The sequence below is a fragment of the Streptomyces sp. NPDC031670 genome (assembly GCF_055580545.1).
In genome coordinates this window covers 440,206-466,978 of sequence record NZ_JBVILC010000001.1, presented here as the reverse complement: position 1 = coordinate 466,978, position 26,773 = coordinate 440,206, and the positions used below count along the sequence as shown (strand labels likewise).

Sequence of the window (26,773 nt, the reverse complement as noted above, 5' to 3'; positions counted from 1 at the left end):
GATCGTCCCGCGGGGGTGATTCGGCCGAACTCCGCGTAGACCATTTAGCTGCCTCGGGCATGTAGTGGAGATCGGCAAGACGGACTCTTCGCTTGCGAGGTTGACCCATGACCGGACCCATGACCGCAGCCGTCTCCTTCCCCCAGGACCGCACCTGCCCCTACCGCCCGCCCACCGCGTACGAGCCGCTGAGCCAGGCCGGCCCGCTGTCGCGGGTGCGGCTCTTCGACGGCCGCGCCGCGTGGTTCGTGACCGGCCACGCCGAGGCACGGGCGCTGCTCGTCGACCCGCGGCTCTCCTCCGACCGGCTCCACCCGGACTTCCCCGTCGCCACCGAGCGGTTCGCCGCGCTCAACGAACGCCGCACGGAACTCCTCGGCGTGGACGACCCCGAGCACAACACCCAGCGCCGCAAGGTCATCCCCGGCTTCACCCTCAAACGCACCGCCGCCCTGCGTCCGATGATCCGCGCGACCGTGGACGGGCTGCTGGACGCGATGGTCGAGAAGGGGCCGCCGACCGATCTGGTCACCGCGTTCGCGCTGCCGGTGCCGTCCATGGTGATCTGTTCGCTGCTCGGCGTGCCCTACGACGACCACGACTTCTTCGAGGAGCAGTCCCGGCGGCTGCTGCGCGGTCCGGCCCCCGCCGACACCCGGGACGCCCGTGACCGGCTGGACGCCTATCTGGGCGAGTTGATCGAACACAAGGTCCGCGAGCCGGGTGACGGCCTGCTCGACGAGCTGGTCGAGGACCAGTTGCGCACGGGCGGCATGGACCGTACCGAACTGGTCCGGACGGCGGTGCTGCTGCTGGTCGCCGGGCACGAGACGACCGCGAACATGCTGTCGCTGGGGACGTTCACGCTGCTGGAGCACCCCGAGCGGCTGGCGGAGCTGCGGGCGGACCTCTCGCTGATGCCGGTGGCGGTCGAGGAGCTGATGCGCTTCCTCTCCATCGCCGACGGCATCCTGCGGGTGGCCACCGAGGACATCGAGGTGGCCGGGAGCGTGATCCGCGCCGGCGAGGGCGTCGTTCTCTCCACCTCGATGATCAACCGGGACGGTTCGGTCTATCCGGACGCGGACGCCCTCGACTGGCGCCGCCCGGCCCGCCACCACGTGGGCTTCGGGTTCGGCATCCACCAGTGCCTGGGGCAGAACCTGGCGCGGGCCGAGATGGAGATCGCCCTGGGCGCCCTGCTCACACGGCTGCCGGGGCTGCGGCTCGCGGCGCCCGCCGAGCGGATCCCGTTCAAACCGGGCGACACCCTTCAGGGGATGCTGGAACTCCCCGTCACTTGGTAGTGGAGTGGGCTCATGAAGATCAGCATCAAGGGTGACGTCTGTATCGGCTCGGGGCAGTGCGTCCTGACGGCGCCGGGGGTGTTCACCCAGGACGACGACGGGTTCAGCGAGTTGCTGCCGGGGCGCGCGGACGGCGGGGGAGACCCCATGGTCCGCGAGGCGGCCCGGGCCTGCCCGGTGCAGGCCATCTCGCTCGCGGACTGACACCGGGCGGGGGTACGGCACGGGACACCCGTGCCGTACCCCCGACCGTCCCGGTCGTCAGTCGCCGGTGTGCCGCAGCCGTACGACGGGGATGTCCCGCTCGGTCTTCTTCTGGTAGTCCGCGTACGGCGGGAACACCTCCACCAGATGCGGCCACACCCGGGCCTTCTCCTCGGGGGAGAGGGTCTCGGCGCGGGCGGGGAACCGCTCGGTGCCGATCCGGACGCTGACGTCCGGCTCCTCCATGAGGTTGAGGTACCAGAGCGGGTGGTCGTCGGAGCCGCCCTTGGAAGCCACGATCAGGTAGTCGTCGCCGTCGCGCCCGTAGATCAGCACGGTGCGGCGTACGGCGCCGGTGCGCCGGCCGACGTAGTCCAGGAGCAGGCACGGGGCGCCGTGCATGGTCGTTCCCTTGGTGCCGCCCGACTCCTCGTACAGCCGGGCCTGTTCGGCCACCCAACCGGTCGGGCTGATCTCCACCGCGCCGCCGTCGCCGGGTTTCAGAGCCACTGCGTCCTCCTTCGCCGAGGGTGAGTCGCCTTCCAGCCTGCACCACGGCGCGAAGTCGCGTCGTCGGGGCGCACCGGGGCGGCCGGAAACGTCTCCTCGCGCCCGCGCGGCCGTCAGCCCCCGGTGGTGGAGCCGGGCCGCAGGACCATGAGGACGGTCACCGCCGCCCACAGGAGGTTGAACACTCCGGTGTACATGGCCAGTTGGACGGTCCGGCGGACCTCCGGGTCGCCCGCGGGCGCGGTCCGCGCCTCCGCGGCGGCCGTGTCGAGCCCGGTGAGTATCGCGTCCTGGCGGGGCAGGACGAGCGCGATGAGCGCGCCCGCGGCGAGGGTCGTCAGCACGATGGAGACGATCAGCCAGGTGTCGCCGAGGATGTGCATATTGCTGGCCGTGGCGAAGCCGAGGACGGGTACCGCGACGCCCACGGCGGCGTAGACCCGGCAGATCCGGTACAGCAGCCGCACCGACGCCAGCGCCTGCGCGTTGCCGGGCGCGGCCAGGGCCCGCCGGGCGGTGGGCGGGAACATGCTGGCGGCCACGGCGACCGGTCCGACGGCGAGGATCGCGGCCAGGATGTGCACGGTGAGCAGGAACTTCGTCACGGGCTGAGGCACTTTCGTACGGGCGTGCGGGCTTTCGGACGAAAGCCCCGGCCGACGCTATGGCCTGCCCGGGTGCGGGAGAAGTGGCGGGAGTGCCAGCCTCCAACGGATTTCCGCCAGGCCCCGCGTGAGCCTGCCTGTTCTGCGTCCACAGGCCCCGGGGCGCTGTCGGCGCCCGCCCCTACGATGGGCGGAAGATCACTTCGTCGGGAGTGGTCGTCCGCTCGTCGTCGGAGGTCTTTCGTGGAGCAGAGGTCGGTCACCGTCGTCACCGGCGGCAGCCGTGGGATCGGCGCCGCGGTCTGCGCCCGGCTCGCCGCCGAGGGTCACGACGTGGTGGTGGGCTACCGTTCGGACGCGGCAGCCGCCGAAGCCGTGGCCGATCAGGTGCGCGCGGCGGGCCGCGGGGGCCTGGCGGTGGCGGTCGACACCGCGGACGAGGCCTCGGTGGACGGGCTCTTCGACGCCGCCGCCGCGCTCGGCCCGGTCACCGGGCTGGTCAACAACGCGGGGGTGAGCGGCCCCAACGGCCGTCTGGCGGACGCCGACGCGGAGGGGATGCGCCGGGCCATCGACGTCAATGTGCTGGGCTATCTGCTCTGTGCCCGCCGGGCCGTGCGCGACATGGCGGCGCGGGGCGGCGGCTCCATAGTCAACATCTCCTCGGCCGCCGCCACCCTGGGCAGCCCCGGTCAGTACGTGCACTACGCCGCCACCAAGGCCGCGGTCGACGCCATGACGGTGGGTCTGGCCAAGGAGGTCGCGGCCGACGGGATCCGGGTCAACTGCGTGGCGCCGGGCATCATCTGGACCGGCTTCCACGAGGACCCGCAGCGCCCCGCGAAGCTCGCCGGCGCCATCCCGATGGGCCGCGCCGGCCGGCCGGACGAGATCGCCGGGGCGGTCGCCTGGCTCCTCTCCGAGGACGCCTCGTACGCGACGGGGACCGTCCTGCGGGTGGCGGGCGGGATGTAGCCGGGGACCGGCCCCCGCGCCCGGGCGTCAGGTGACGGGTCCCGGTGAGGGCGCCGGGTCCGGTACCGGGTCGGGCCCCGGCGGGCTGGGCACGGGATCCGGCTCCGGTACGGGCAGGGGCCCGGGCAGCGGTCCGGGGTCGGGCGCGGGCGGACCGGGCGTCGGCCCGGGAGTGGGCGGTACGGGATCGGGCCGCCCCGGCGTCGGGCCCGGGGTGGGCCCGGGCGTCGGCGGGTTGGGGTCGGGGTAGGGCGGCTGGGTCACGGGGCCTCCTGGGTGCGCGGGCCGATGGGCGTGGCGGCGGCCCCCGCGCCCGGGACCGGGCTCTTGGGCCGACGCCGCCTCCACTGTCTCCTCCAGCGCGTGCCCACGCGCGTCGGCCGTACTCCATCCGTCACCCGGCGGGCGCTCGCCGCGGATGGCGCCGGGGCGCGTCCGCTGGGATCAGTCCACGCCGTCCCCGAGGGATTCGAGGAGTTCGCGCAGGGTACCCGCCAGGGCCTCCCGCCGCTCCGGGGCGAGGGCCGTGAGCAGCCGCTCCTCGGTGGCGAGGTGATCGGGCAGCGCCCGGTCGATCAGGGCCCGGCCCTCGGGGGTCAGGGCGACCTGGACGACCCGGCCGTCGGTGGGGCTGGGGGAGCGGGTCACCAGACCCCGCTCCTCCAGCCGGTCGAGGCGCTGGGAGACGGCACCGGAGGTGACCATCGCGGAGCGCATCAGCTCGGCGGGCGAGAGCAGATGGGGCGGCGGGCTGCGGCGCAGGGTCGCGAGCACGTCGAAGGAGGCCGGGTCGAGACCGTGCTCGGCGAAGGTGCGGCGCAGCTCGGTCTCGATGAGCCGGGAGAGGCGTTTGAGCCGCCCGATCACCGCCATCGGCGACACGTCGAGGTCGGGGCGGCGCTCGCCCCACTGCGCCAGCAGGAGGTCCACATGGTCGGTCACGGATCCACCCTAGCCAATCTCTTAGCGATGAGATACTTTTCCCTTAGCGCTAAGAGAAACTTCTCGCGGCGAACGGACGAAACAGAAGGAGCGGACCCTCATGCGCATCACCGTCTTCGGAGCAGCCGGAAACGTCGGCAGCCGCGTCGTGGCCGAGGCCGTCGCCCGGGGGCACGAGGTCACCGCCGTCGTGCGCGACCGGGCCCGCTTCCCCGAACTCCACCCGGCGGCCCGCGCCCGTACCGGTGACGCGGCCAGTGTCGAGGACATAGCCGCGCTGAGCGCGGGCCAGGACCTGGTCATCAGCGCCACCCGGCCCGCCCCCGGCAGCGAGGGCGACCTCGTCACCGTGACCAAGGCGCTGCTGGCCGGGCTCGCCGGAACCGGCGTGCGGGTGCTGCTCGTCGGCGGCGCCGCCACCCTGACCCTCCCCGGCACGGACGGCGTCACCGTCGTCGACGACCCGGACTTCCCCGCCGACTGGCGCCCCATCGCGGACGCCTGCACCGAGCAGCTCGCCGTCTGCCGCGCCGAGGCCGAGGTCGACTGGGCCTACCTCAGCCCCGCCGCCCTCCTGGAGCCGGGCGAGCGCACCGGCACCTACCGGCTGGGGGCCGACGAGCTCATCGTGGACGGCGACGGCGTGTCCGCGATCTCCATGGAGGACCTCGCGGTGGCGCTCCTGGACGAGGCCGAGGAGCCCCGCCACCACCGCACCCGGTTCACCGTGGCGTACTGAGCCCCGCCCCTCAGTGCCCGAGCAGCACCCGCAACTCGGGCTGGAGCAGCTCCCCGTGGGCCTGTACGAGGTCGTCGCACAGATCCCAGATCCGTTCCACCGGCAGGGTGGCGGCGGTCGCCGCGTCGGTCATCGCGGCATGCCGCACATGCCGGGGCTCGCCCTCGGTGGCGGCCCGGACCACCAGATCGGTGACGCTCGCGTACGTACGGTTGAGCGCGGCGCACTGCGGCGGGAGCGCGCCGACATGGGTCGGCTGCACGCCCGAGGCGTCGACCAGGCACGGCACCTCGACCACGCAGTCGGTGGGCAGATTGGGGATCAGGGAGCTGTTGGGGACGTTGCCGTAGATCGTGCGGGGCGTGCCGGTGACGATGCTGTGGACGATCTGCGGGGCGTACTCCATGGTGCCCTCGACCGGCAGCGGCCGGCCCGCCGCCAGGGCGTCGCGGGTCCGCTCGTAGCTGAGCGTGTTGTCCTCGATGATGTCGAGGTACGCGCCGATCGGCAGCCGCAGCCGCTCCACCTCGCTGTCGTGGTGCAGATACCACGGCACGTACTCGGAGGAGTGCTCGCTGGTCTCGGTGGGGTAGTGGCCGAGCCTGCGGTACATGTCGACGCGGACCCGGCGCAGCAGTTCACGGTCCTTGTCGATGGCGGCGTCCAGGAGCGGGTGCAGGTCGCGGCCGTCGCGCTCGAAACGCAGCACCCACGCCTGGTGGTTCATCCCGGCGGCCAGATACGACACCTCGGAGAAGTCCACCCCGACCAGCTCGGACAGATCGTGCATCGTCCAGTACACCGAGTGGCACAGGCCGACCGCCTTCAGCCGGGGGGCGATCCGGTGCAGATAGAGCAGGTTCATCGCCATCGGGTTGGTGTAGTTCAGCAGCCAGGCGTCCGGGCAGAGATCGGCCATGTCCTCGGCGATGCCCCGCAGCACCGGGAAGGTGCGCAGGGCCCGGAAGATACCGCCGATCCCCAGCGTGTCCCCGATCGTCTGGCGCAGTCCGTACCGCGCGGGGACGGCGAAGTCGGTACGGGTCGCCGCGTTCATACCGACCTGGACGGTGTTGATCACGAAGTCCGCGCCGTCGAGCGCGCCGCGCCGGTCGGGGTGCGCGGTGACCACGGGCGCGACCTCCAGTACCCCGGCGATGTGCCGGGCCGCCGCCTCGGCGGTCGCCAGCCGCTCCGGATCGATGTCGTGCAGGGCGATCCGCAGCCGGCCGAACTCGGGGAAGGCGAACAGGTCGGCCAGCAGCCCCTGGGTGAACACCACACTGCCCGCGCCCATGAAGGCGATCTTCACTTCGGCCGGTTCGGCCATCTCGGTGACTCCCGTCGTCTCGGTCATACGTGAACTTCCCTGTCCGGTGCGGCTCCCGGGCCCGGGACGTGGGCGACGGCCTCGTCCCAGGTGGGCTGGGCCGCGGTGCCGCCACGGCCCCGGGTCGACAGCGAACCGCAGGCCGCGGCGACGGCCAGCGCGTCCGCGAGGCCGAGCCCGCGCAGCACCGCGGCGACGAACCCGGCGTCGAAGCTGTCCCCCGCCCCGACGGTGTCGAGCGGCTCGACGCGCAGCGCGGGCACGGCCGTCACGCGCCTCCCGTCGTGCGCCAGCGCGCCCTCGGCGCCGTTCTTGACCACGACGAGCGGCCCGCGCCGGGCAAGCGCCTCGGCCGCCTCGGCCACCCCCCTGGCGACCCCGGTCAGGGCGCGCGCCTCGGCCGCGTTGGGCAGCACCTGGTCCGTCACCTTCAGCACCGGGTCGAGGAGATCGGGGTCCCAGCGGCCGGACGGGTCGTCATTGGTGTCGAGCGAGGTGGTCGCGCCGAGCTCGCGCGCCCGCGCGAACACCCCGGCCAGCGCCCCCGCGAGCCGCGGCATCAGGAAGAACGAGGCGGCGTGGACGTGCCGGGTCGCGGCGAGCAGCGCCTCGGGGACGTCCCCGGGCCCGGTCGCGGCCAGACATCCCGGCGCGGTGAGGATCGCCCGGTCGGCGCCCCGGGTGAGGACGGTGGTGAGCGGGGTGGCCAGTCGGGGGTCGGTCGTCAGGGCCGAGGTGTCGACTCCGCGCGCGCCCAGGGCCGTACGGACGAAGGCGCCCGCCGGGTCGTCGCCGACGCGGCCCGCGAACGCCACACGCAGCCCGAGCCGGGCCGCCCCGCACGCCATGATCGCGGCCGAGCCGCCGAGGACGAGATCGGCCCGCTCGACCAGCTGTTCGCGCTGGCCGTACGCGAGGTCGCGCGGTACCGGCCCGAGGACCACGTCCGGGTTGGCGTCGCCCACGACGAGCAGGTCGAAGGGGCGCGAGGAGGGCGGGGGCGCCGGCGGTACGGGTGGTGCGGGCATGGTGAAGGGCTTTCTGGTCCGGGGGAGTCGAGGAAGAGGGAGCCCCCGTGGGGCGGGGGGCGCGGGCGGGGGCGGCGGCGGACGGACGGGTGGACGGGGGTGGACGGGCGGGGCCGTCCCAGCCCTTCAGCGGGGCCGTCTCAGCCCTTCAGCCCGCTCGATGTCAACGACTGGATGAAGGTCCGCTGGGCGAACAGGAAGGCGAGCAGCACCGGAAGCACCGTGATCACATTGCCCGCCATCACCGCCGCCCACTGGGTGTGGTGCTGCCCCTGGAAGGTGGTCAGCCCCAGCTGGAGGGTGTACTGGGTGTCGTGGTTGATGGCGATCAGCGGCCAGGACAGGTCGTTCCAGGTGGCGAGGAAGGTCAGTACCGCGACCGTGGCCAGCGCGGGCCGGGCCAGCGGCGCCACGATCGAGAAGAGCACCCGCAGCCGTGAGCACCCGTCGATCCAGGCGGCCTCCTCCAACTCCCTGGGCAGCGTGAGGAAGAACTGCCGGAAGAGGAACACCGCGAACGGGGTGACCAGCGACGGCACGATCAGCGCGCCCAGCGTGTCGATCAGCCCCAGCCACTTCATCACCAGGAACGTGGGGATCATCGTCAGCTGGAACGGGATCACCATCGTCGCCAGCATCAGCGCGAGCAGCGCCCGTGAACCCCGGAACCGCATCCGGGCGAAGGCGTAGCCGCCGAGCGAGCCGAGCACCAGGTTCGAGCCGACGGCGACGGTCGAGACGATGCAGGAGTTGGCGAACCAGCGCGGGAACATCGCGTTGCCCAGCACATAGCGGTACCCGCCGAAGTCGATCCCCCTCGGCCACAGCGCGGGCGGGAAGCGGTTGATCTCGGCGTTGGTCATCACCGAGCTGAGCACCAGCCACACCAGCGGCAGCGCGAAGAGCAGCGAGAGCGGCGCCAGCAGCAGATGCCAGGGGCTGAACGGCAGTCGGCGCCGCCGGGCGGTCCGCGGCACCGGCGCCGCCGCGGGCGCCGCGCCCTCGCCGACCATGGTGGAGGCCGTCATCGGGCCGCTCCTTCCGCGCGCAGGGGCCCGGCCGCGCCGCCGGTGGTGCGCTCCCGGTGGCGGCGGTAGAGCGTCACCGCCGTGCCCGCGAGCAGCAGGGCGACCGCCAGGACGTACGCGGCGGCGGCGCCGTAGCCCGCGGTGAACGTCCGGAACGCCTGCTCCCAGACGAAGTACACGATGACCGTGGTCGACTCCAGCGGACCGCCCTTGGTCGTCACGTACACCAGGTCGAAGACCTGCAGCGAGGTGATCAGCTGCCACAGCACCAGGAACGCGGTGACCGGGGCGAGCGCCGGCAGCGTCACGTACCGCAGCACCTGCGCCCGGTTCGCCCCGTCCAGGCGCGCCGACTCCAGGAGTTCGGCGGGTACGTCCTGGAGCGCGGCGAGGAAGACCACGACGCAGAAGCCGGTCCCGCTCCACAGCGAGATCGCCAGGAGCACGGACAGCGACTGGCCGGGGTCGGTCAGGAAGCCCTGCGGGGAGACGCCCAGCTTGTGCAGGATCGAGTTGGCCGCGCCGAACTGCGGGTCGAAGATGAAGGAGAACAGCACGCCCTGGGCGGCGGCCGAGATGACGAACGGCAGGAAGACGAAGGTGCGGTAGAGGCCGACGAAGCGGATCCGCCGGTTCAGCGCCAGCGCCAGCGCGAGGCCGCCGGCCAGGCTGAGCGGCACATAGACGCCCGCGTAGACGAGGGTGTTCTCCACCGCCTTGCGAAAGCCCGGGTCCTTCGACAGGGCCCGGTAGTTGTCGAGGCCGACCCAGCGGCCGGGGGTGACCAGGTCGTCGGCGCGGAACGACAGCAGCAGCGACCAGACGACGGGAACAATGCTCAGCCCCAGGATCACCAGGACCGACGGGCCGATGAACGCCCAGGCCGTGGCCGTCTCGCCGCGCGCCCGCCGGCGCCGGGCCCGGCGCCGCTCGGGGGGCTCCCGGTCGGCCGGGGCCAGGGTGAGCGGGCGGGGCGCGCCCGTACGGGATCCTCGGTCCACGACGACCCTCCTCATCGGGGAATCAGCAGGGCGGCGTCGGCCTTGTCGGCGCAGCGGCGCACCGCCTTGGCGGGGGAGGCCCGGCCGAGCAGCACGGACACCACGGCCTCGCCGGTGGCCCGGGAGATCTGCGGATACGCGGGGTGGATGGGCCGCACCCGGGCGGTCTCCAGGGCCTTGGTGAAGACCGGGAGGCCGACGGTGGCGGCGGAGTGCCGCCGCCACGCGCTCTCCCGCTCGGTCCGTCTGCTCAGCGGCAGACTGCCGCCCCCTATGTCCCACCGCACGTCCTGCGCGGGTGTGATGAGCCAGCGGACGAACTCCACCGCGGCCCTCGCACGCGCCCCGCCGTTGTCGAAGACGGTCCAGGTGTCCGGCCCGGAGATGGTCAGCGGCCGGCCGCTGTAGGTGGGCATGGGCACCACGTCGTACGGCAGCTTGGACTCCACGATGTTGGGCAGCTGCCACGGTCCGGTGATCACCATGCCCATCCGGCCCGAGACGAACACCTGGTACATCTGCTCGCTGCCGGGTTTGGGGTCGATGTAGACGCTCTTGTCGGCGACCAGTTGGGCCACCGTCTCCAGGGCCCGCCGCCCGGCCTCGGCGAAGCCGATGCTCTTGCCGTCGGGGGCGATCACGTCACCGCCCAGGTCCCAGATCATCGGCCACAGCCGCCACACGGTGTCCTCGTCGCCCGCGCCCGGCCAGGCGGTGCCGAAGACGCCGTGCCCCGCGTCGGTGAGCTTCTTCGCGGTCGCCACGAACTCCGGCCAGGTCCAGCCCGCCCTGGGCAGCGGGATACCGGCGCGCCGGAAGAGCGTGGTGTTGCAGGCGACGGCGAGCGAGTCGAGCAGCGAGGGCGCGGCCCGTACCTTGCCGTGCAGGGTGACGGCCTCCCTGACGGAGGGCCAGAAGTCGCTCCACGGCGGCGAGCCGTCGTGCAGCGCGCCGGTCAGGTCGACGACCTTGGGGCTGCGGGCGATGCTCGCGAGGTCCGAACCGAAGATGTACGCGATGTCCGGGTAGGCGCCGGCCGCGAGCGCCGCCGTCACCTTCTGGAGCATGGCGTCGGCGACCACGCCGCCGCCGCTCGCGTTCACCCGGATGCGGGACTGCGACCGGTTGAAGTCGGCGGCGAGCGCCTCGACGGCCTTGGCCCCGATCTCGTTCTGGCCGTGCCACATCTCGATGGTGACCCGGCCGTCGGCGCCGACGCCGTCGGAGGTGGTGGCCGCGCAGGCGTCGAGCAGGGGTACGGCCGCGGCCCCGGCGACGACGCCCGCCCCGGTGCGCAGCACCCGGCGGCGCGGGAGGCCCGGGACGGGGTGGGGCTTGCTGGTGCGGTCCTGACCGGCGGGCATGGTCGTCCATCCCTTCGCGGGCGCGCCCCGCCTCGGACGCGGGAGACACGTCCTGGCGACTCGGGCCGGACTCCGGACCGGGTCAGGATCCGCTACCGGCTGGGCGCGCCTCTCGAAGTGCCGGGCCGCACTGAGGCCCCGCACTGGCTGGATGAAAGCGCCTCGGGGAGCACGCGTCAAGTACCCCGGAGGGCCCGCCGACCGCGTGCCGCAGGCCACCACGCACCACCGCCGCCCGCAAGAGCGCGCTTTCGGCCTACTCGCCGGTACGGGCGTGACCGGGTGGCCGGAAGGCGGGAGGGGCGAGGCGGTATGCGGGGGCGGCCGGCCGGCCCGCGTCATGCCTGGGGGGCGGTGAACACCAGCTCCGACCAGCGGACCCCGGGACGCCCGTGCAGATCGGCTCGGCCGCCTCGGTGGGCGAGCCGCAGCCCCGCGGACCCGGCGAGCGCGAGCGTCTCGGCCTCCGGCACATCGAACATGCGCCGCCCGGGCGGTACCGGACCGCTGCGTACGGTCATCGCCAGGGTGCCGCCGGGGGCGAGCAGCGCGACGACGCTCCGCATGCCCCGGGCGCGTTCGGCGGCGTCCAGGTGCATCCACACGGCCGTGAGCAGGACCAGGTCGTACCGCCCGCTCCGTCCGGTCAGCACCGGCAGCCCGGGCAGCGCGTCGTCCAGCCAGGTCACGGAGGTGCCCGCGTGCAACCGCACACCGTGGCGGCGCAGTTCGGCGGTCGGTTCGACGGCCGTGACGGTGTGGCCGAGACGCGCCAGCGCCGCCGCGTCCCGGCCGGTCCCGGCGCCCAGGTCCAGGACCCGTGCGGGCGGCGCCGGGTAGAGGTGCAGCAGGCCGCCGTGGACCTCCTCGAAGGTGACGCTCTCGTACTGCTCGGCCAGCGCGTCGGCGTCCACGCCGTAGCCCCGCGTCCCCGCGACGGTGTCGTTCATACGGTCAGGTTATGCGTCCGGCCGGCCCCTGGGCGGGGCATGACCCCCGGGGTAATCGACCAACTGGCCGCGTCCCCCGCACCATTGATCCCACAGACACCGCCGCCCGAGGCGGTGGCCGAGGGGGAAGGACCCAGCACCATGCCGTACTTCGAGACCGCCACCGACGGCACCCGGCTCCACTACGTCGACTACGGCCCCCGCGAGGGGCGTCCGGTCGTCTTCGTCAACAGCTCCTACTTCGGTACGGAGATGTGGGAGTTCCAGATGCTCCCGCTGGCCGCCGAGGGCTTCCGGTGCGTCGGGCTCGACCGGCGGGGGCACGGGCGCTCCGACGACGTGTGGGACGGCTTCGACCTCGACACCCTCGCCGGGGACCTGGGCGCGCTCCTCGACCACCTCGACCTGACCGGGATCACCCTGGTCGGCCACTCGATCGGCACCGCCGAGGTCGTCCGCCACCTCACCCTCCACGGCAGCGGCCGGGTGGCCCGGATCGCCCTGGTGGCCGGGATGGCGCCCGGCCCGGCCCGCTCGGCCGACCACCCCGAGGGCGTCGACCCGGCGCTCATCACCGCCGGGAACGAGACGTTCCGCAAGGACCGGCCCGGCTTCTTCGCCGACGGCGCGGCCGGCTTCTTCGCCCTGCACCGGCCCGGCAACGACCTCTCGCCCGCCATGGTCCGGTACTGGGAGGACCGCTGCGCGGGCGCCACGGCCCGCGCCGCCAACGCCCTCGGCGACCTCGTGGTGACCCTGAACCTCGCCCCCGAACTGGCCAAGGTGGACATCCCGGCGCTCGTCGTCCACGGCACCCACGACGTCTCCGCCCCGATCGGTCTGACCGGGGAGCGCGCCGCGCGGCTGATCCCGGACAGCGTCTTCCACGTCTACCAGGACGCGGGTCACGGCCTGTTCGTCACCCACGCCGACCGGCTCACCGCGGACCTGCGGGAGTTCGCGGGCCGCTGACGGCGGTCCGGTGGGCCTCGGCGCTCAGTCGCACCGGATGCCGAGCGCTCCCCGGACCTCCCGGAAGAGCCGCTTGTCCAGGCCGTTCACGCTCATCCTGTTCTTCGTCAGGGCGAACGAGAAGCGGTGGGCCGGGTCGCCGGAGGCGGCGCTGCCGCCGGAGCCGTTGGTACCGAAGCCGCCGTCGGGGGAGCGCACCACCGAGCCCGCGCCGCCGAGCATGAACCCGTAGCCCTTCAGCAGGGGGAAGCCCAGCGAGCGGTCCTCGCCCGACGTCCTCGGTGTCGTCGCCTCCTTCAGGGTGGCCGGCGACACCAGCCGTACGCCGTCGAGTTCACCGCAGACCAGCGCCGCGTACATCCGGGCCGCCGCCCGGGCCGTCATCGTCCCGTTGGCGGGGAGCGCGGCCCGGCGGTAGTCGGGGCGGTTGGCGAGTGCGGCCACCGGCAGCACCGGACGGGGCGCGAAGACCAGGAACGGCGAGTCGGAAGGCATCCGGTCCAGATGGTCCGACCAGCCGCCGTCGTAACAGCGGGCCACCCGCCCGTGCAGGTGCTCCGGGACCGAGAACAGCAGCGAGTCCGCGACCCCCAGCGGCCCGGCCAGCTCCTCCCTCAGCAGCTCGTCACAGGTACGGCCGGTGGCCCGGCGCAGGATCTCGGCGAGCAGCACGCCGTAGGTCCAGCCGTGGTAGCCGCTCGCCGTGCCCGGCTCCCACAGCGGTGCCTGTCCCGCCAGCCAGTCCCCGACCGCCGGGACGTCGAACAACTCCTCGGGGGTCACCTCGGGCGGCAGTTGCGGCAGCCCCGCCGAGTGGGAGAGGACCTGGCCCAGGGTGATCCCCTCCTTGCCCCGGGCCGCGAACTCGGGCCAGTGGGCGGCGACCGGGGTGTCGTAGGCCAGCACGCCCCGATCGACCAGGACCGCCACCAGCGCCGCCGCGACCCCCTTCCCCGTCGACCAGGCGGGCACCGGGGTCTCCGCCTCCATCGGCCTCCCGCCCGCCACGTCGGCCAGCCCCGCCCAGGCGTCGACGACGAGTTCGCCGTCGAGGTAGGCCGCCACCTGGACGCCGGTCTCCTCGCCGGAGGCGGTCACCTCGGCCAGAATCTCCTCGGCCCTTGTCTGGGCGGCGTTGCGCGGTCGTTCCCCGGTCATCCCACTGCTCCCCACTCGCGCCGGTGACCGCCCGCCGCGAAGTGCGACGGACGGCCACCCCATTCGTGCCCCCAGGCTAACCGGCTACATCCGGGCGAACTCCGACGCCGTGATCACCTGGAACGGCAGCCAGGTCGACGTGGCCGTCCCCGGAAGGCCGTTCCCCGTCCGCAGCGCGGTCAGCTCCTCGTCCGACAGTGCCTTGCGGGTGATCCGGAACTCGTCCAGGGCCCCGGTCAGCGCATTGGTCCCGTCGGGCTTGGCGCCCAGCCGGAAGCCGTCCACCGCGTAGGTGTCGCCGGTGGTCACCGAGCCCGCCGGGACCGCGGCGCTGCCGAGCGTCCGCCCGTCGACGATCAGCAGGAGCCGGCCGTCCGCCCGCTCCAGGGCCACGTGGTGCCAGGCGCCGTCGCCGAACCCGGCCGCGGCCGAGCCGTCCACCGCCGCCACCACCGTGGTCGCCGTGTCCGTCTCGAACGCGGCGTACAGCCGGTCCTGCGCGGGCTGGGCCCGCAGCCAGAGCTGCCGCTCCGAGGCGCCCGTCCCGTACGCCCACACCAGCACCTGGTCCGCACTGCCGCTGGTGGCCGAGTACTTGAGCCAGGTGCTGACGGTGAAGTCGGCCGAGCCGAGCGCGGTGGCCGCGCCGTACGGCAGGTCGACGGCGTCGTCGGAGCCGTCGAAGGCGAGCGCGGTGCCGAACTTCCCCGGCGTGGTGGCCGCGCCGCCGCGCACCAGAGCGTGGCCGCAGTGGACCGTGGAGTCCGGGGTCGCCGGGCCCGCCGGGGGCCGCACCACGTCCCGGGCGCCGGTGTACTGGTTCTCGAACGACCACCACAGCGCGGGCAGATCGCCCGGGTACGAGCCGGACGAGCCCGCCGTGGACCCCGCGACCGCCGCGGTCTCGGCCGTCGTGAGCGCCCGGTGGTAGACGCGGAACTCGTCCACGTCACCGTCGAACACGCTGGTCCCGTCGGGCTTCGAGCCGACCCGTACGCCCAGCTGCCCGTTGCCCTGCGCGGGCGTCAGCGAGCCGGTGAGACCGGCTGCGTTGGCGGGGGTCCGCGCGTCCACGCCGAGCGTGACCCTGTCGGCCGAGCGGGTCAGCGTCAGCAGGTGCCAGGCGCCGTCCCCGAACGACCGCGCCGACGTGGTGTCCGGGAGGGCCAGCGCCACCGGGCCGGCGTCCGACTGCACCCAGGCGTAGAGCCGGTCCTGCGCGGGCTGGGCGCGCACCCACAGCTGCGGACTGGCGCTGCCCGTCCCGTACGCCCACACCAGCGCCTGGTCGGGGCTGGTGGAGCTCGCCGCGTACCGGAACCAGAGGGAGTACGTGAAGTCGCCCGCGCCCACGTCGAGCGTCGGCGAGAAGCCGGTCTCGGTGCCCGGGTGGCCGGCGTCGACGGTCGCCGCCAGCGATCCGATCCGGCCCGCCGGCTGGGCGGGCACGCCCCCGAGCAGGGTGCCGGGGGCGCAGTGGCCCGAGACGTCGTCCTCGATGGTGATGCGGCGCCGGTCCGGGACGACCGCCGTGTCGATCACCTGGAAGGGCAGCCGGGCGCCCATCGAGCGGGTGGCGGCGTCGGTGTCCAGCTGTGCCGCACCGGCGCGCACCTGGTCCAGCCGGCTGTCCGTCAGTGCGGTGCGGTAGAGGCGGAAGTCGTCGACGGCCCCGTCGAAGGCGTCGCTGGCGCCGGCGTCGGCCTTGGCGCCGATCCGGATACCCCCGACGCCGTTCCGCGGCGTGTCGGTGACCGGTCCGGCCACCCCCGTCGCCGTACCGGTGACCGTCCCGTCGACGGTGAGCCGGATCTGCGCGCCCGTGCGGATCAGCGCCGCGTGGTGCCACTGGCCGTCGCCGAAGGCCACACCCGGAGAGGGGTCGTTGAGCGTGAGCCGGGCGCCGCCGTCCGCGCCCTGCACCCAGGCGTAGAGCCGGTCGTCGGCGGGCTGGGCGCGCAGCCACACCTGCGGTTCGGCGCTGCCCTGCCCGTACGCCCAGAACAGCGCCTGATGCCGGCCGGCGGTCGTCGCCGCGTACTTGAACCACAGCGTGTACGTGAAGTCGCCCGCGCCCGGGTCGATGGTCCTGCCGTACGGCACGTCGGCGTAGTCGCCCGTGCCGTCCAGGACCAGGCCCTGCCCGAACCGGCCGCTTCCCAGGGCCGCGTCGCCCTGGAGGTAGGCGTCGTTGGCGTCCGGTCCCGCGTCCGGGCTGGTGCGGCCGGCCGTCGGGCTGTTCTGCCCGGAGGCCTTGCCGGTGAAGGTGCCGGGTATGCCGAGGGCGCCCGGCGTGGTCACGTCGAAGCGGATCTCGTCGGCGGAGTTGGTCGGGCCCCCTTCGTAGAGGAGCCCGAGTTCGCCCGTGTCGAGCTCGGCGAGGTCGGAGTAGGAGGCCCGGTCGTTGCTGATCAGTCCGTTGGAGGCGGCCGTCCAGGTGGCCCCCTGGTCGGTGGAGTAACGGATCTTCATCAGCTTGCGGTCGGAGGCGTCCGAGGGCGCGGAGAAGACCAGGGTGTCGCCGGGTGTGCGCTGGTACGTCTGGCGCAGGGTGAGCGCCGAGCCCTGGACCTCCGGGGTGATCAGGCCCGGGACGACGGTCGAGGCGGGCACGGTGGTGCCGCCGTCGGTGCTGACCGCGCGGGTGCGGTGGTCGGAGCTGCCGCCGATCTCGTTGCGGGCCGCCAGATACACACCGCCGCCGGGAAGTTCGGCCACGGAGACCTCGCCGGGCTTGACCTTTCCGGCCACATAGGAGTTGGCGGTGGTGCTCGCCTGCCAGGTCGTGCCGTGGTCGTCGCTGTAGAGGACGCCCGCGTAGCGGGTGGTGGCGTCGGGGTTCTGGTGGGCGCCGACCACCAGCCGTCCGGTGTGCGCGCCCGCGGTGAGCTGGAGGCCGTGCGAGGGGCCGGTGGCGAACCAGCCGGTGTCGGCGCCGCTGAACGTCGGCAGGGCCCGGGGCGCGTCCCAGCTCACCCCGTCGTCGTCGCTCCGCTGCACCCAGGGCAGCCGGGGGCCGCTCGGCGTCTGCTCGTTGGAGGTGGTCAGCAGGAAGACGGAACCGGTCTCACGGTCCACCACGGGCGCCGGGTTGCCCCGGGTGAAGGGGGCGGTCTTGTCGGTGGGGCTGCCCTCCAGGACCACATGGGCCGGGCCCCAGGTGCGGCCGTCGTTGGTGGAGCGGCGCATCACCAGATCGATGTCGCCGCGGTCGGCGCAGGTGGGCGACTTGCGTCCCTCCGCGAAGGCGAGCAGGCTGCCGGCCTTCGTCTTGACCAGCGCGGGGATGCGGTAGCAGCCGTAGCCGCCCACACCGGAGCGGAACAGCACCTGTTCGGCGCCGACGAGGGCGCGCGGGGAGACCAGCGGCCCGCCGGCGTACGAGGCGGGCGCGGTGAGCAGGACGCCGACGGCCGCGAGCGCGAGGGCGACCAGGCCCGCGACCGCGCGCGACGGTCCGCGCCACGGGGCGCGTGCGCCGCGTGGTGCGGGTGGGTTGTACGGGGTGAACGACATGGAGATCATGGTGGTGAGCGTCCGGTACCGGATTCGACCAACACCCGGTGGCCAGTTGCTGAACGGACCGTGAAGATCTCCACACCCCCGGGGGCGGAGCGCGTCAGGCCCGCGCCGCCGCCACCAGGGCCTGAGCCGCCTCGCGGGCCCGGAGGGCGGGCTCGCCGGTGCCGAAGATGCCCGCGGTCACCATCGCGCCCTCGGCGAGCAGCGTCAGCTGGTCCGCGAGGCGCTCGGGCAGCCCCGCGTCCGCGACGAGCGAGCCCAGATAGGCGCGGAACGCGCTCTTGTGGGCACGCGCCTGCGCCGCGACCCGGGCCGAGGAGGCGCCGAGTTCGCCGTAGGCGTTGATCCACGCGCAACCGCGGAACCCCGGCTCCCCGAACCAGCGGTGCAGATGGTCGAAGACCGCGAGGAGGCGCTCCTCCGGGTGCGCGTGGCTCTCGACCTCCTGCGCCAGACGCCCCCGCCACACCGTGTCCCGGCGCTCCAGATACGCCTCCACCAGCTCTTCCTTGGCGGGGAAGAGGGAGTAGAGGCGCTTGAGGGAGACACCCGAGGCGGTGCGGATCTCGTCCATGCCGACGCTCTGGACGCCCCGCCCGTAGAACAGCGTCCCGGCGGCGTCGAGCACCCGCTCCCGTGCGACCGCGGTGTCCATGCCCCATCCCTCCTTGTGCTGAGAACGGCCGTTCTCTAGGGTAGCCGAAGACCGAGAGAACGCTCGTTCTCCCCTGCTCGTCCCGTTCGCGCGCCCGTTCGCCCCGTCGCCCCGGAGGTTCCGTCATGACCGCTCGCCCGCCCCTGCCCCCCTTCGACGCGCACACCGCCCGGCAGAAGGTCCAGGCCGCCGAGGACGCCTGGAACACCCGCGACCCCGAGAAGGTCGCGCTCGCGTACACCGAGGACTCGCGGTGGCGCAATCGGGACACCTTCGTCACGGGCCGCGCGGAGATCGTCGCACTCCTCACCGCCAAGTGGGCCCGCGAGCTCGACTACGCGCTGCGCAAGGAGCTGTGGGCGTTCGAGGGCGACCGCATCGCGGTGCGCTTCCAGTACGAGAGCCGGGACGCGGCGGGGCAGTGGTGGCGCAGTTACGGGAACGAGCTGTGGGAGTTCGACGAGAACGGTCTGATGGCCCGCCGCGAGGCGAGCATCAATGACGTGCCGATCGGTGAATCGGATCGTCGGATCTTCGGAACACGCCCCGAATCCGAGCGCGGAGTTCCTTTCCCGCTCCGCTGAACAGGCGAATTTTGGAGTGATAGGCCCTGCGCCCTCGTTCTTCCGGACGGCACCTGTCCGTCAGCTGATCGAAGAACCAGAGGGATGGAAGTACCTATGAAGCTCACCAAGCGGGCCGGCCTCGCGGCCATGATGACGTGCATGGCCGCGGCGGCGGCCGTCACACCCGCCGCGGCCGGGGTGTCCGCTCCCGTCGGGGTACCGCTGGAAGGCCTGGAGACGGTGCTGCCGCTGGAGGCCCCCACGGTGAGCACGGCCGTGCCGATCCCGGTGCCGGGATCGCCCGGCGGGCCGCGCCACGTCGTCGGCTCCCTGATGCCGTCGCCCGTGCTGCCCGCGCTGCCGATCACCTCGGAGGTGCCGTCGACCGTGGTCAAGGCGCCGCTGGCCGACCCGCTCACCGAGGACAGGATCGGCGCGGCGGCCGTGAGCACACCGTCCTCGCCGCTGCGCGCGGAGAGCCCGGGGGCGATCCTCGACGCCCCGCTCACCCCGCCGCAGGCGGAGCTGTTCGGACTGCCCGAGCTGAGTGAGCCCCAGGCCGGACTGCTCGCGCCGACACTGCAGGGCTCGCCCGCCGCCTACCTCGGCCTGGTGTAGGGGCCTTCGGGAGGGGATCACGGCGCGCGGGTGCTCCCGCCGAGGTCCTCTGGAGTCGCTAGCGCATCAGGTGTCCGGCTGTCAAGACCACTAGAAATAGGCGGACGTGGACTCGTAGCGTGCTGAACAGCCCCCCACCGCTGCACGAAGGAGCTGTTCCATGGACCACTCGCGCCTTGTCGAGGTCACCGAATACGTCAACCGCAATGCCCCTCACCTCGCATTCGAGAAGTCGTCATTCAGTGACCTGGACTACTCCAAGGATTGCGTCGGATTCGCCGTGGACGGCGACCGGATCGCCGTGACGCATACGAAGGACACCGAAGCACCGGTGCTCCGGTACACCCGGTCCGAGATCGCCGCCATGGTTCGTGCCGCGAAAGCGGGGCAGCTGGACAAGTTCTGCTGAGCCCGCCGCTTCCCCCAGCCGCCCGCTGCCGCCGTCGAAGCGGTCGCGGGCGGTCCGCTGTCGCGATCCCGTCGGTGTCGCCCAACGCAATGTTCCGGCCGAATCGGTGCCGCGGTGGCGGAGATTGTGAAGCCTTCACCACACACCGCGCGGCCCGCCCCACGACCCGTGCCCCCGCTGGTGGCCGGGGCGGGAGCCGGGGGAGCCGCCCCGGAAACGGGGGGATCGAACGCCGCGGTACGGGGTAAACGATCCCTGCGGACACGCGAATTTGCGACACCGTACGCACAGTTTCCACATCCCGGGGCGAATTTGTTCGCGAAGTCGGTCACTATCGCGGCCGTTGAGTACGTCATAGATGCGGATACCGAACAACACCCGGCGACCGGCCGCCGGTGACTGTCCCGACGAGGGGGGCGACATGGAAGAGATCTGCGTTCCGTTGTATGTCGAACTACTGCACGAGGGTGATGCCATGACCCCCGTGGAGGCCTTGATGGCTTACGACCCCGCCGATCCGCTCGCCGTTTCGGTGGAATTCGTCTGCGGCAATGGCATGCATACGACATGGACCATGGGCCGCGACCTCGTGGCGGAGGGGCTGATCTCCCGCTGCCCGGTCGGTCTCGGCGATGTACGGGTCTGGCAGTACGGCGACAGCGGACTGCGGATCCGGCTGCACTCGGACGAGGGCAGCGCGGACCTCCTCGCCGAGATCGAGGACGTCGCCGAGTTCCTCTCCCGTACCTACCAACTCGTCCCCGAGGGCAGCGAGATGGACGGCTTCGACGTGGACGAGGTCATCCGGATGCTGCTCGCCACCACGCCGGTCCAGGGGCGCTGCTGGTGCGGCCGGGAGTACCCCTGCCTGGACCACGGGGGTGCGTGAGCCGGCCGCCCCGCGCACGCCTCCGCCTCAGCCGCGCCGCGAGGCGCCGAACCGCGCCAGCCGGTCCGCAGTCGCACTCCCCGGCGGAGGCGTGAAGAGCACCAGGCGGTGATCGCCCTCCGGGGCGAGCAGCACCTGGCAGAACAGGTCGAACGGGCCGAGCTCCGGGTGCAGGACGCGCACCCGGTCGCGTCTTCGGACCGCAACCTCGTGCAGCTCCCACAGCTGTGTGAACTCGGAACTGACGCTGTGCAGCCGGGAGATCAGCCGGGTCGACTCCGCGTCGCCGAAACGGCGTGCCGCGGCGGCGCGCAGATCCGCGACATGGAGGTGGCCGTAGTAGCCGTGCTCCTCGGGCGGGTAGGGGAGCCGGGCGGACGGTTCGGTGAACCAGCGCCACACGACGTTGCGGCCGTGCTCGCTGACCGTGCACACCTCACCCAGCAGCTCACGCGCCATGGGGTTCTGGACGAGCACGTCGCCGAGGTCGCTCAGGACCACGGCCGGGGTGTCGGCGAGCTGTTCGAGCAGATGCAGCAGCCCCGGGCTCACCTCGCCGTCCGAGGAGTGCGCGGCGGGCGGACGGTGCCCGGAGAGCAGATAGAGGTGGTCGCGCTCGTCGTCGCTGAGCCGCAGGGCGCGGGCCAGCGCGGCGAGTATCTGCGGCGAGGGCTGCGGCCCCCGCGCCTGCTCCAGCCGGACGTAGTAGTCGGCGGACATCCCGGCGAGCTGCGCCACCTCCTCGCGCCGCAGCCCCGGGGTGCGCCGGCGCGGCCCCGCGGGCAGTCCGGCGTCCTGCGGAGTGACCCGGTCACGGCAGCGGCGCAGGAAATCGGCGAGCTGGCGGCGGTCGGTCGTCATGATCATCATCATGGCGGAACCCGGCCGCCGGAACCAGGGACCGTCGGTACCAGGGTCCAGTGGACCCACGCTCGACTCCGCGGCGCGGGCCCCGGCTCGGTGGTGACGGACCCGGCCGGAACCGGCCATCGGTGACCGGGCGGTGGGCGGTCCCCCGTAGGCTGCGATCACCATGAGTCTTCTTGCCATCAGCGATCTGCACGTCGGTCATGCGCGCAACCGCGCGGTCCTGGACGCGTTGCGGCCGGACTCGTCCGAGGACTGGCTCCTCGTCGCCGGGGACGTGGGGGAGTTGGCCGACGAGGTGCTCCGGGCGATGGAGCTCCTCGCGGGGCGCTTCGCCACCGTCGTCTGGGCGCCGGGCAACCACGAGCTGTGGACCCCACCGGCCGACCCGGTGGGGCTGCGCGGCGAGGCCCGCTACGCGTATCTGGTCCAGCGGCTGCGGGACCTGGGGGTGGCGACCCCCGAGGACCCCTACCTCCAGTGGCCCGGCCCGGACGGGCCGGTGGTCGTCGCGCCGCTCTTCGTGCTCTACGACTACACCTTCCGGCCCGAGGGCGCGCATACCAAGGAAGAGGCGCTGGCCGTCGCCCGCACGACCGGTGTGGTGTGCGTGGACGAGCACCTGCTGCACCCCGACCCCCACCCCAGCCGCGACGCGTGGTGCCGGGCCCGGGTCGCGTACACCCGCTCGCGTCTGGACGCCGTCGATCCGGCGCTGCCGACCGTGCTGGTCAACCACTTCCCGCTGGTGCGCGAACCCACCCGGATCCTGCGCCACCCGGAGTTCGCGCAGTGGTGCGGCACCGAGGCCACCGCCGACTGGCATGTGCGCTACCGGGCCGCCGCCGTCGTCTACGGGCATCTGCACATCCCACGCGCCATCGAGGTCGACGGGGTGCCGCACCTGGAGGTGTCGCTCGGCTATCCCCGCGAGTGGGGCAGCCGTTCGGCGCCGCCGCGGGGGCTGTGCCGGGTGCTGCCCGGGCCTGCCACGGTGACGGCATGGTGAGCCGCGCGCTGCTGCACGGGCTGCTGCCGGCCCAGGTGGTCGTGGCGGAGCTGTTCGCGGACCCGCCCTCGGTCGACCTGTTCCCGCAGGAGGCGGAGCTGGTGGCGAAGGCGGTCGACAAGCGCAGACGGGAGTTCGCGACCGTACGGCTGTGCGCGCGCACCGCGCTGGCCCGGCTCGGGCACCCGCCCGTCCCGATCCTGCCCGTACTGGAGGGCCCGGCCTGGGCGCAGCGTGCCCCGCGCTGGCCGGACGGTGTGGTGGGCAGCATGACGCACTGCGACGGCTACCGCGCCGCCGCCGTCGCCCCGGCCTCGGCCATCGCCTCGGTCGGGGTGGACGCGGAGCCCAACGCGCCGGTCCCCGACGGCGTACGGGAGCTGGTCACCCGCCCCGAGGAGCGCCCCGTCCTGGACCGGCTCACCGTCTCGCACCCGGCGGTGGCGTGGGACCGCCTGCTGTTCAGCGCCAAGGAGAGTGTCTTCAAGGCGTGGTTCCCGCTGACGGGCCGCTGGCTGGACTTCGGTGACTGCGTGATCACCCCCGACCCCGAGAACGGCACGTTCACGGGCGCGTTGCGGGTGCCCGGCCCGGTGGTGGACGGGGTCCGCCACGATGTGTTCCAGGGCCGGTGGCGCACGGTGAAGGGGGAGAGCGGCGAGCTGGTGGCCACCGGGGTCGTCGTGGCGCGGGCGGGCGAGGGGGCGTGAGCGAGGGGGCGTGAAAACCCCCGCGCCCGCCGCCCGGGGTGCACCCGCGCCCGCCCCCCCACAGCGCCCCGACGCCGCCAACGACGTGCGCGCCCGCCCGTCCCTCACCGAGCGGTGGTCGCCGCGATGTGGTCCCGCACCTCCTGCGCCACGGTGGGCAGATGGGCGTCCAGGAAGAAGTGGCCGCCGGCGAGGACCCGCATCCTGAAGGAGGCCGAGGTGTGCCGCTCCCACAGGGCCACGTCACCGGGGTCGACCACCGGGTCGGCGTCGCCGCACAGGGCCACCACCGGACAGGACAGCGACCGGCCCGGCTCGGGGCGGTGTGTCTCCAGGGCGCGGTAGTCGCCGCGCAGCGCGGGCAGCACCAGCCGCAACAGGGACTCCTCCGCGAGGAGTCGCGCGTCCGTGCCGGAGAGCTCGCCGAGGTGGCGTATCAGCTCGTCGTCGTCCGCGAGGTGCAGCCGGCGGGTGACGGGCACGCTGGGGGCCGAGCGGCCCGAGGCGAAGAGACCGAGCGGCCGTACCCCCTTGTCCTCCAGCCGCAGCGCCACCTCGTAGGCGACGGAGGAGCCCATGCTGTGGCCGAAGAGGGTGAGCGGCCGGTCCGTCCACGGCATCAGCTCCTCGGTGACACGGTCGGCGAGCGTGCCCATGTCCTCGATCGGCCGCTCTGCCAGCCGGTCCTGCCGTCCGGGGTACTGCAACGCCAGCACGTCCACCTCCGGCGACAGCGCCTTCGCGGCGGCGAAGAAGGAGGTGGCCGAGCCGCCCGCGTGCGGAAAGAAGACGAGACGGGTCGGGGCCTGGGGCGCCGGATGGAACCGCCTGATCCAGGGGCTCGTCGTCATCGTCGCGCCCCCACCCGGTGCTGGTGCACCCGAAGATGCGCGGTGGCCAGGTCGAGCAGCGGCGTGGGCACCGCGAGGGCGCGGGCGCGCGCGGTCAGGTCCCCGAAGACGTGCTCGACCTCGGTGGGGAACCCGGACACCATGTCGCGGTACATGGAGGAGGCGAAGGTGGAGCCGGCCCGGGTGACCAGGGCCGTGGTGAGGTCCCGTTCGCTCTCGGGAACGGGGTATCCCGCCGCGGCGGCCACCGCGGCCCCCTCGGCGAGCACGGCCGGGCCGATCGCGGAGCCGCCCGGGACGGCCACGACGTCACCGACCTCGCCGCGCATCAGACAGGTCACGGTGGACAGGGTGGTGATGAAGACCCACTTGTGCCACATCGAGGCGAGGATGTCCGGCGGCACGCTCGCGTCGATGCCCGCCCCGGCCAGTACCGTCCGGATCTCCTCGGTACGGGCCGAGGCGCCGCCGTCCTGCTCGCCGAGGGCGAGGACCGCCAGCGGCGCGAGGCGGACGATGTCGCCCTCGTCGTTCAGGGTGGTGATCACCTTGGCCACCCCGCCGAGGACCGCCTCCTTGCCGAAGCGGCCGTTGAGCACGTCGAGATGGCGCAGGCCGTTGAGCAGCGGCACGATCGCCGTACCGGGGCCGACCGCCGGGGCGAGGTCCTCGACGGCCCGTTCCAGGGCGGTGGACTTCACCGACAGCAGGATGAGGTCGTAGGGCTGGGTGATCCGGTCGGCGGTGACCAGCCGTGGGGTGAGCACCTCGTCCTCGCCCGATCCGGTCAGCCGCAGGCCCCGCTCGCGCAGTACGGCGGCGCGCCGTGGCCGCACCAGGAACGTGACGTCGCGGCCCGCGCGGGCGAGCAGGGCGCCGAAGTAGCCACCGGCGGCTCCGGCGCCGACGACCAGGATCTTCATGTGCGTACACCTTTCGTCGTGGACATCGTCGTGCGAAGGGTCGGTGCGAGGGGTTGCTTTCAGCCGCGCAGGGGCTGGAGCAGCCGGTGGGGGCGGCTCAGGGCCACCGTCACCGGGTCGTCGTCCTCACCCGCGGGACCGAGTCCCGGCCCGGGAGCGACGAGGATGTCCGGAACCTCGACGGTGGTGTCGCAGCGGGTGCACCGCCCGTCGGCCCCGATGGGCGCGTCGTCGGCGGCGTGCCGGTAGACCCGGCGCGAGCCGCCCCGCGCGTAGTACTCGTCGCCCCAGCAGGTGAGCGCCCGCACCACCGGCCACAGCGCCACGCCCTTCGGCGTGAGCTCGTACACCTCGCGGCGCCCGGCCGGCACTTTGGCGAGGACGCCCTCCTCGGTGAGGGTGGTGAGCCGGTCGGCGAGGACGGCGCGGGGGACCGACAGGTGCGCCGCGAACTCGCCGAAGCGGCGCACCCCGTAGAAGGCGTCCCGCACGATCAGCAGCGTCCAGCGCTCTCCGACGATCTCCAGGGAGCGCGCGAGGGAGCAGGACTGGCCGGTGTAGTCGCGGGGCAGCGTCATGGGCCGACCCTAACCCGGAACGGTTCGGTGAGTGAACCGAATCCTGAAGGTCATCCGCGCGGTGATTACCTTGGTGTGGACCCCCGTGTGCGGCGCGTGTTCGATCTGGTGCACGATCTGGGGGTACGGGGGAAGCTACACGCCGAATGTCATGACTGCCGGGCGTTGCAGCGTTGAGGGGTTGATCGACCAGTGTTCCGACTTGCCGACGGCCGTCGTGACGGGGTGGAGGGCGGCGGCGCCGTCCGGGGAGCCGGGGCGACGCACGCGCCGCCCGCGACCGCCGGCCGGGGCTCCCGCCGGGGGGCCGAGCTGCCGGCGCGGTTCGTACGGTTCGTCGCGCGCACCCTGCGCGGCGAGTTCCAGGGCATCGTCGTCGACCCCGTACGGCAACTGGTCAACCGGGGGCTGCGCGGTCTCTTCCTCGGTGTGCTCGCCTGTGTGGCGGTGACCGTCTTCCACGCCATCCACCTGACCAGGACGGGCGCGGTGGTGGTCCGGCTGACCGGCGAGGTCAAGGCCGATCTGCCGTTGTGGCTGGCCCTGCTGCGCACCCCCATCTCGCTCTTCGTCCCGGCCCTGGACCTGCCCGTCTGGGCGGGCCTGACCCAGCTGTTCCTCGGCTTCGCCCTCGCCGAGCTGGCGCTCGGCCGGACCCGGACGCTGGTCATCGCGTACGTGACGACCCTGGCGGGGACGCTCAGCGCCCGTGTCATGATCGCGCTCGGCCCCGGCACCTGGGGCGGTCTGGGCCTCCCGCGCGAGGTGGGGCAGGTGCTGGACACCGGGCCCTCGGCGGCCGTGGTCGGCCTGTTCACCTATCTCTCGGTGGTCCGCCGGGCCCCGGTGGTGTTCGCCCTGACCGGCGGCTCGATGCTCTTCGAGGCGGTCGTGAAGCCCAATCTGGCCGGCCGTGAACATCTGATCGCGGTGGGTGTGGCCATCGTGCTCGGGCTGCTGCACGGGCGCGTGGATCTGAGCCCCGCGGCGCTGCGGCGCGGATGGTGGCGGTGGCGCAACCGGCGCGCGATGGCCGCCGCCGAGGCCGTGGCCTAAGCCTTTC

General features: G+C 73.3%; 28 protein-coding genes. 12 read left to right on the top strand and 16 right to left on the bottom strand.

Features of this window, described 5'->3' with window-relative positions:
• Window positions 1-107: 107 nt before the first annotated feature.
• Together ACZ5ID_RS02140 and ACZ5ID_RS02135 are read left to right on the top strand one after the other, a co-directional pair.
• A complete protein-coding gene (locus ACZ5ID_RS02140) occupies window positions 108-1,307 on the top strand; it encodes a cytochrome P450 (protein ID WP_468892586.1) in 1,200 nt (399 codons plus the stop codon).
• A 12-nt stretch (window positions 1,308-1,319) separates the two neighbouring features.
• Window positions 1,320-1,511 (top strand): ferredoxin, encoded by a 192-nt coding sequence (locus ACZ5ID_RS02135; protein WP_406556003.1) that lies wholly within the window; start codon window positions 1,320-1,322, stop codon window positions 1,509-1,511.
• 57 nt (window positions 1,512-1,568) lie between these two features.
• Here ACZ5ID_RS02135 and ACZ5ID_RS02130 read toward each other — a convergent pair whose 3' ends face one another.
• Both ACZ5ID_RS02130 and ACZ5ID_RS02125 read right to left on the bottom strand, forming a co-directional pair.
• Window positions 1,569-2,021 (bottom strand): nitroreductase family deazaflavin-dependent oxidoreductase, encoded by a 453-nt coding sequence (locus ACZ5ID_RS02130; RefSeq protein ID WP_468892584.1) that lies wholly within the window; start codon window positions 2,019-2,021, stop codon window positions 1,569-1,571.
• 113 nt (window positions 2,022-2,134) lie between these two features.
• Window positions 2,135-2,626 (bottom strand): DUF2269 family protein, encoded by a 492-nt coding sequence (locus tag ACZ5ID_RS02125; protein WP_468892582.1) that lies wholly within the window; start codon window positions 2,624-2,626, stop codon window positions 2,135-2,137.
• Between the two features lie 243 nt (window positions 2,627-2,869).
• On the opposite strand from ACZ5ID_RS02125, the gene ACZ5ID_RS02120 reads away from it, so the two are divergent.
• Complete coding sequence (locus ACZ5ID_RS02120; protein ID WP_468892581.1) at window positions 2,870-3,601, top strand: SDR family NAD(P)-dependent oxidoreductase; 732 nt, start codon at window positions 2,870-2,872, stop codon at window positions 3,599-3,601.
• Window positions 3,602-4,045: 444 nt separating this feature from the next.
• Here ACZ5ID_RS02120 and ACZ5ID_RS02115 read toward each other — a convergent pair whose 3' ends face one another.
• Window positions 4,046-4,543: a MarR family winged helix-turn-helix transcriptional regulator gene (locus tag ACZ5ID_RS02115; protein WP_406556615.1), complete on the bottom strand. Its 498-nt coding sequence runs from the start codon at window positions 4,541-4,543 to the stop codon at window positions 4,046-4,048.
• A 100-nt stretch (window positions 4,544-4,643) separates the two neighbouring features.
• On the opposite strand from ACZ5ID_RS02115, the gene ACZ5ID_RS02110 reads away from it, so the two are divergent.
• Entirely contained in the window at window positions 4,644-5,282 is a 639-nt protein-coding gene (locus ACZ5ID_RS02110) for an NAD(P)-dependent oxidoreductase (RefSeq protein WP_468892579.1), read from the top strand.
• Window positions 5,283-5,292: 10 nt separating this feature from the next.
• On the opposite strand, the gene melA is transcribed toward ACZ5ID_RS02110, so the two are convergent.
• From melA to ACZ5ID_RS02080, 6 genes are all read right to left on the bottom strand, one after another.
• On the bottom strand, window positions 5,293-6,639 hold the full coding sequence (gene melA, locus ACZ5ID_RS02105; protein ID WP_468892577.1) for an alpha-galactosidase: 1,347 nt from the start codon (window positions 6,637-6,639) through the stop codon (window positions 5,293-5,295).
• On the bottom strand, window positions 6,636-7,640 hold the full coding sequence (locus ACZ5ID_RS02100; protein WP_468892576.1) for a carbohydrate kinase family protein: 1,005 nt from the start codon (window positions 7,638-7,640) through the stop codon (window positions 6,636-6,638). Before ACZ5ID_RS02100 ends, melA begins: the two co-directional genes overlap by 4 nt.
• A gap of 140 nt (window positions 7,641-7,780) precedes the next feature.
• Window positions 7,781-8,668: a carbohydrate ABC transporter permease gene (locus ACZ5ID_RS02095; RefSeq protein WP_406556687.1), complete on the bottom strand. Its 888-nt coding sequence runs from the start codon at window positions 8,666-8,668 to the stop codon at window positions 7,781-7,783.
• Window positions 8,665-9,684, bottom strand: a complete 1,020-nt coding sequence (locus tag ACZ5ID_RS02090) for a carbohydrate ABC transporter permease (RefSeq protein ID WP_468892574.1) — start codon at window positions 9,682-9,684, stop codon at window positions 8,665-8,667. Before ACZ5ID_RS02090 ends, ACZ5ID_RS02095 begins: the two co-directional genes overlap by 4 nt.
• Entirely contained in the window at window positions 9,681-11,033 is a 1,353-nt protein-coding gene (locus ACZ5ID_RS02085; RefSeq protein ID WP_468892573.1) for an ABC transporter substrate-binding protein, read from the bottom strand. The genes ACZ5ID_RS02090 and ACZ5ID_RS02085 overlap by 4 nt, the downstream gene beginning before the upstream one ends.
• 338 nt (window positions 11,034-11,371) lie before the next feature.
• A complete protein-coding gene (locus ACZ5ID_RS02080; protein WP_468892571.1) occupies window positions 11,372-11,983 on the bottom strand; it encodes a class I SAM-dependent methyltransferase in 612 nt (203 codons plus the stop codon).
• A gap of 141 nt (window positions 11,984-12,124) precedes the next feature.
• Between ACZ5ID_RS02080 and ACZ5ID_RS02075 the strand changes: the two genes are divergently transcribed.
• Window positions 12,125-12,955, top strand: a complete 831-nt coding sequence (locus ACZ5ID_RS02075; protein ID WP_468892569.1) for an alpha/beta fold hydrolase — start codon at window positions 12,125-12,127, stop codon at window positions 12,953-12,955.
• Window positions 12,956-12,979: 24 nt separating this feature from the next.
• Here ACZ5ID_RS02075 and ACZ5ID_RS02070 read toward each other — a convergent pair whose 3' ends face one another.
• The 3 genes from ACZ5ID_RS02070 to ACZ5ID_RS02060 all read right to left on the bottom strand — a co-directional run bounded on the left by ACZ5ID_RS02070 (window position 12,980) and on the right by ACZ5ID_RS02060 (window position 18,290).
• Complete coding sequence (locus tag ACZ5ID_RS02070) at window positions 12,980-14,113, bottom strand: serine hydrolase domain-containing protein (RefSeq protein WP_468892567.1); 1,134 nt, start codon at window positions 14,111-14,113, stop codon at window positions 12,980-12,982.
• A gap of 84 nt (window positions 14,114-14,197) precedes the next feature.
• Complete coding sequence (locus ACZ5ID_RS02065) at window positions 14,198-17,638, bottom strand: LamG-like jellyroll fold domain-containing protein (RefSeq protein WP_468892566.1); 3,441 nt, start codon at window positions 17,636-17,638, stop codon at window positions 14,198-14,200.
• A 94-nt stretch (window positions 17,639-17,732) separates the two neighbouring features.
• On the bottom strand, window positions 17,733-18,290 hold the full coding sequence (locus tag ACZ5ID_RS02060) for a TetR/AcrR family transcriptional regulator (protein WP_468892564.1): 558 nt from the start codon (window positions 18,288-18,290) through the stop codon (window positions 17,733-17,735).
• Window positions 18,291-18,415: 125 nt separating this feature from the next.
• Here ACZ5ID_RS02060 and ACZ5ID_RS02055 point away from each other — a divergent pair, with 125 nt between their 5' ends.
• The 4 genes from ACZ5ID_RS02055 to ACZ5ID_RS02040 all read left to right on the top strand — a co-directional run bounded on the left by ACZ5ID_RS02055 (window position 18,416) and on the right by ACZ5ID_RS02040 (window position 20,772).
• Window positions 18,416-18,874 carry a nuclear transport factor 2 family protein gene (locus ACZ5ID_RS02055; RefSeq protein ID WP_468892563.1) on the top strand — a complete coding sequence of 153 codons (459 nt, stop codon included), beginning with the start codon at window positions 18,416-18,418 and terminating at the stop codon, window positions 18,872-18,874.
• A 96-nt stretch (window positions 18,875-18,970) separates the two neighbouring features.
• Window positions 18,971-19,474 carry a hypothetical protein gene (locus ACZ5ID_RS02050; protein WP_468892561.1) on the top strand — a complete coding sequence of 168 codons (504 nt, stop codon included), beginning with the start codon at window positions 18,971-18,973 and terminating at the stop codon, window positions 19,472-19,474.
• Window positions 19,475-19,634: 160 nt separating this feature from the next.
• Complete coding sequence (locus tag ACZ5ID_RS02045) at window positions 19,635-19,883, top strand: DUF397 domain-containing protein (RefSeq protein ID WP_344070880.1); 249 nt, start codon at window positions 19,635-19,637, stop codon at window positions 19,881-19,883.
• 496 nt (window positions 19,884-20,379) lie between these two features.
• A complete protein-coding gene (locus ACZ5ID_RS02040) occupies window positions 20,380-20,772 on the top strand; it encodes an SsgA family sporulation/cell division regulator (RefSeq protein ID WP_406551325.1) in 393 nt (130 codons plus the stop codon).
• A 27-nt stretch (window positions 20,773-20,799) separates the two neighbouring features.
• On the opposite strand, the gene ACZ5ID_RS02035 is transcribed toward ACZ5ID_RS02040, so the two are convergent.
• On the bottom strand, window positions 20,800-21,642 hold the full coding sequence (locus tag ACZ5ID_RS02035) for a helix-turn-helix transcriptional regulator (RefSeq protein WP_468893146.1): 843 nt from the start codon (window positions 21,640-21,642) through the stop codon (window positions 20,800-20,802).
• Between the two features lie 163 nt (window positions 21,643-21,805).
• On the opposite strand from ACZ5ID_RS02035, the gene ACZ5ID_RS02030 reads away from it, so the two are divergent.
• Window positions 21,806-22,648 (top strand): metallophosphoesterase family protein, encoded by an 843-nt coding sequence (locus ACZ5ID_RS02030; protein ID WP_468892559.1) that lies wholly within the window; start codon window positions 21,806-21,808, stop codon window positions 22,646-22,648.
• Between the two features lie 8 nt (window positions 22,649-22,656).
• On the top strand, window positions 22,657-23,358 hold the full coding sequence (locus tag ACZ5ID_RS02025; protein WP_468893144.1) for a 4'-phosphopantetheinyl transferase family protein: 702 nt from the start codon (window positions 22,657-22,659) through the stop codon (window positions 23,356-23,358).
• Window positions 23,359-23,462: 104 nt separating this feature from the next.
• Here the strand turns inward: ACZ5ID_RS02025 and ACZ5ID_RS02020 are convergent, their stop codons facing one another.
• The 3 genes from ACZ5ID_RS02020 to ACZ5ID_RS02010 are packed head-to-tail and all read right to left on the bottom strand — an operon-like array spanning window position 23,463 to window position 25,710.
• Complete coding sequence (locus tag ACZ5ID_RS02020; RefSeq protein WP_468892558.1) at window positions 23,463-24,209, bottom strand: thioesterase II family protein; 747 nt, start codon at window positions 24,207-24,209, stop codon at window positions 23,463-23,465.
• Window positions 24,206-25,132: a 2-dehydropantoate 2-reductase gene (locus ACZ5ID_RS02015; protein ID WP_468892556.1), complete on the bottom strand. Its 927-nt coding sequence runs from the start codon at window positions 25,130-25,132 to the stop codon at window positions 24,206-24,208. The genes ACZ5ID_RS02020 and ACZ5ID_RS02015 overlap by 4 nt, the downstream gene beginning before the upstream one ends.
• A gap of 59 nt (window positions 25,133-25,191) precedes the next feature.
• Entirely contained in the window at window positions 25,192-25,710 is a 519-nt protein-coding gene (locus ACZ5ID_RS02010; RefSeq protein ID WP_468892554.1) for a winged helix-turn-helix transcriptional regulator, read from the bottom strand.
• Window positions 25,711-25,902: 192 nt separating this feature from the next.
• On the opposite strand from ACZ5ID_RS02010, the gene ACZ5ID_RS02005 reads away from it, so the two are divergent.
• Entirely contained in the window at window positions 25,903-26,766 is an 864-nt protein-coding gene (locus ACZ5ID_RS02005) for a hypothetical protein (protein ID WP_468892552.1), read from the top strand.
• Window positions 26,767-26,773: the final 7 nt, after the last annotated feature.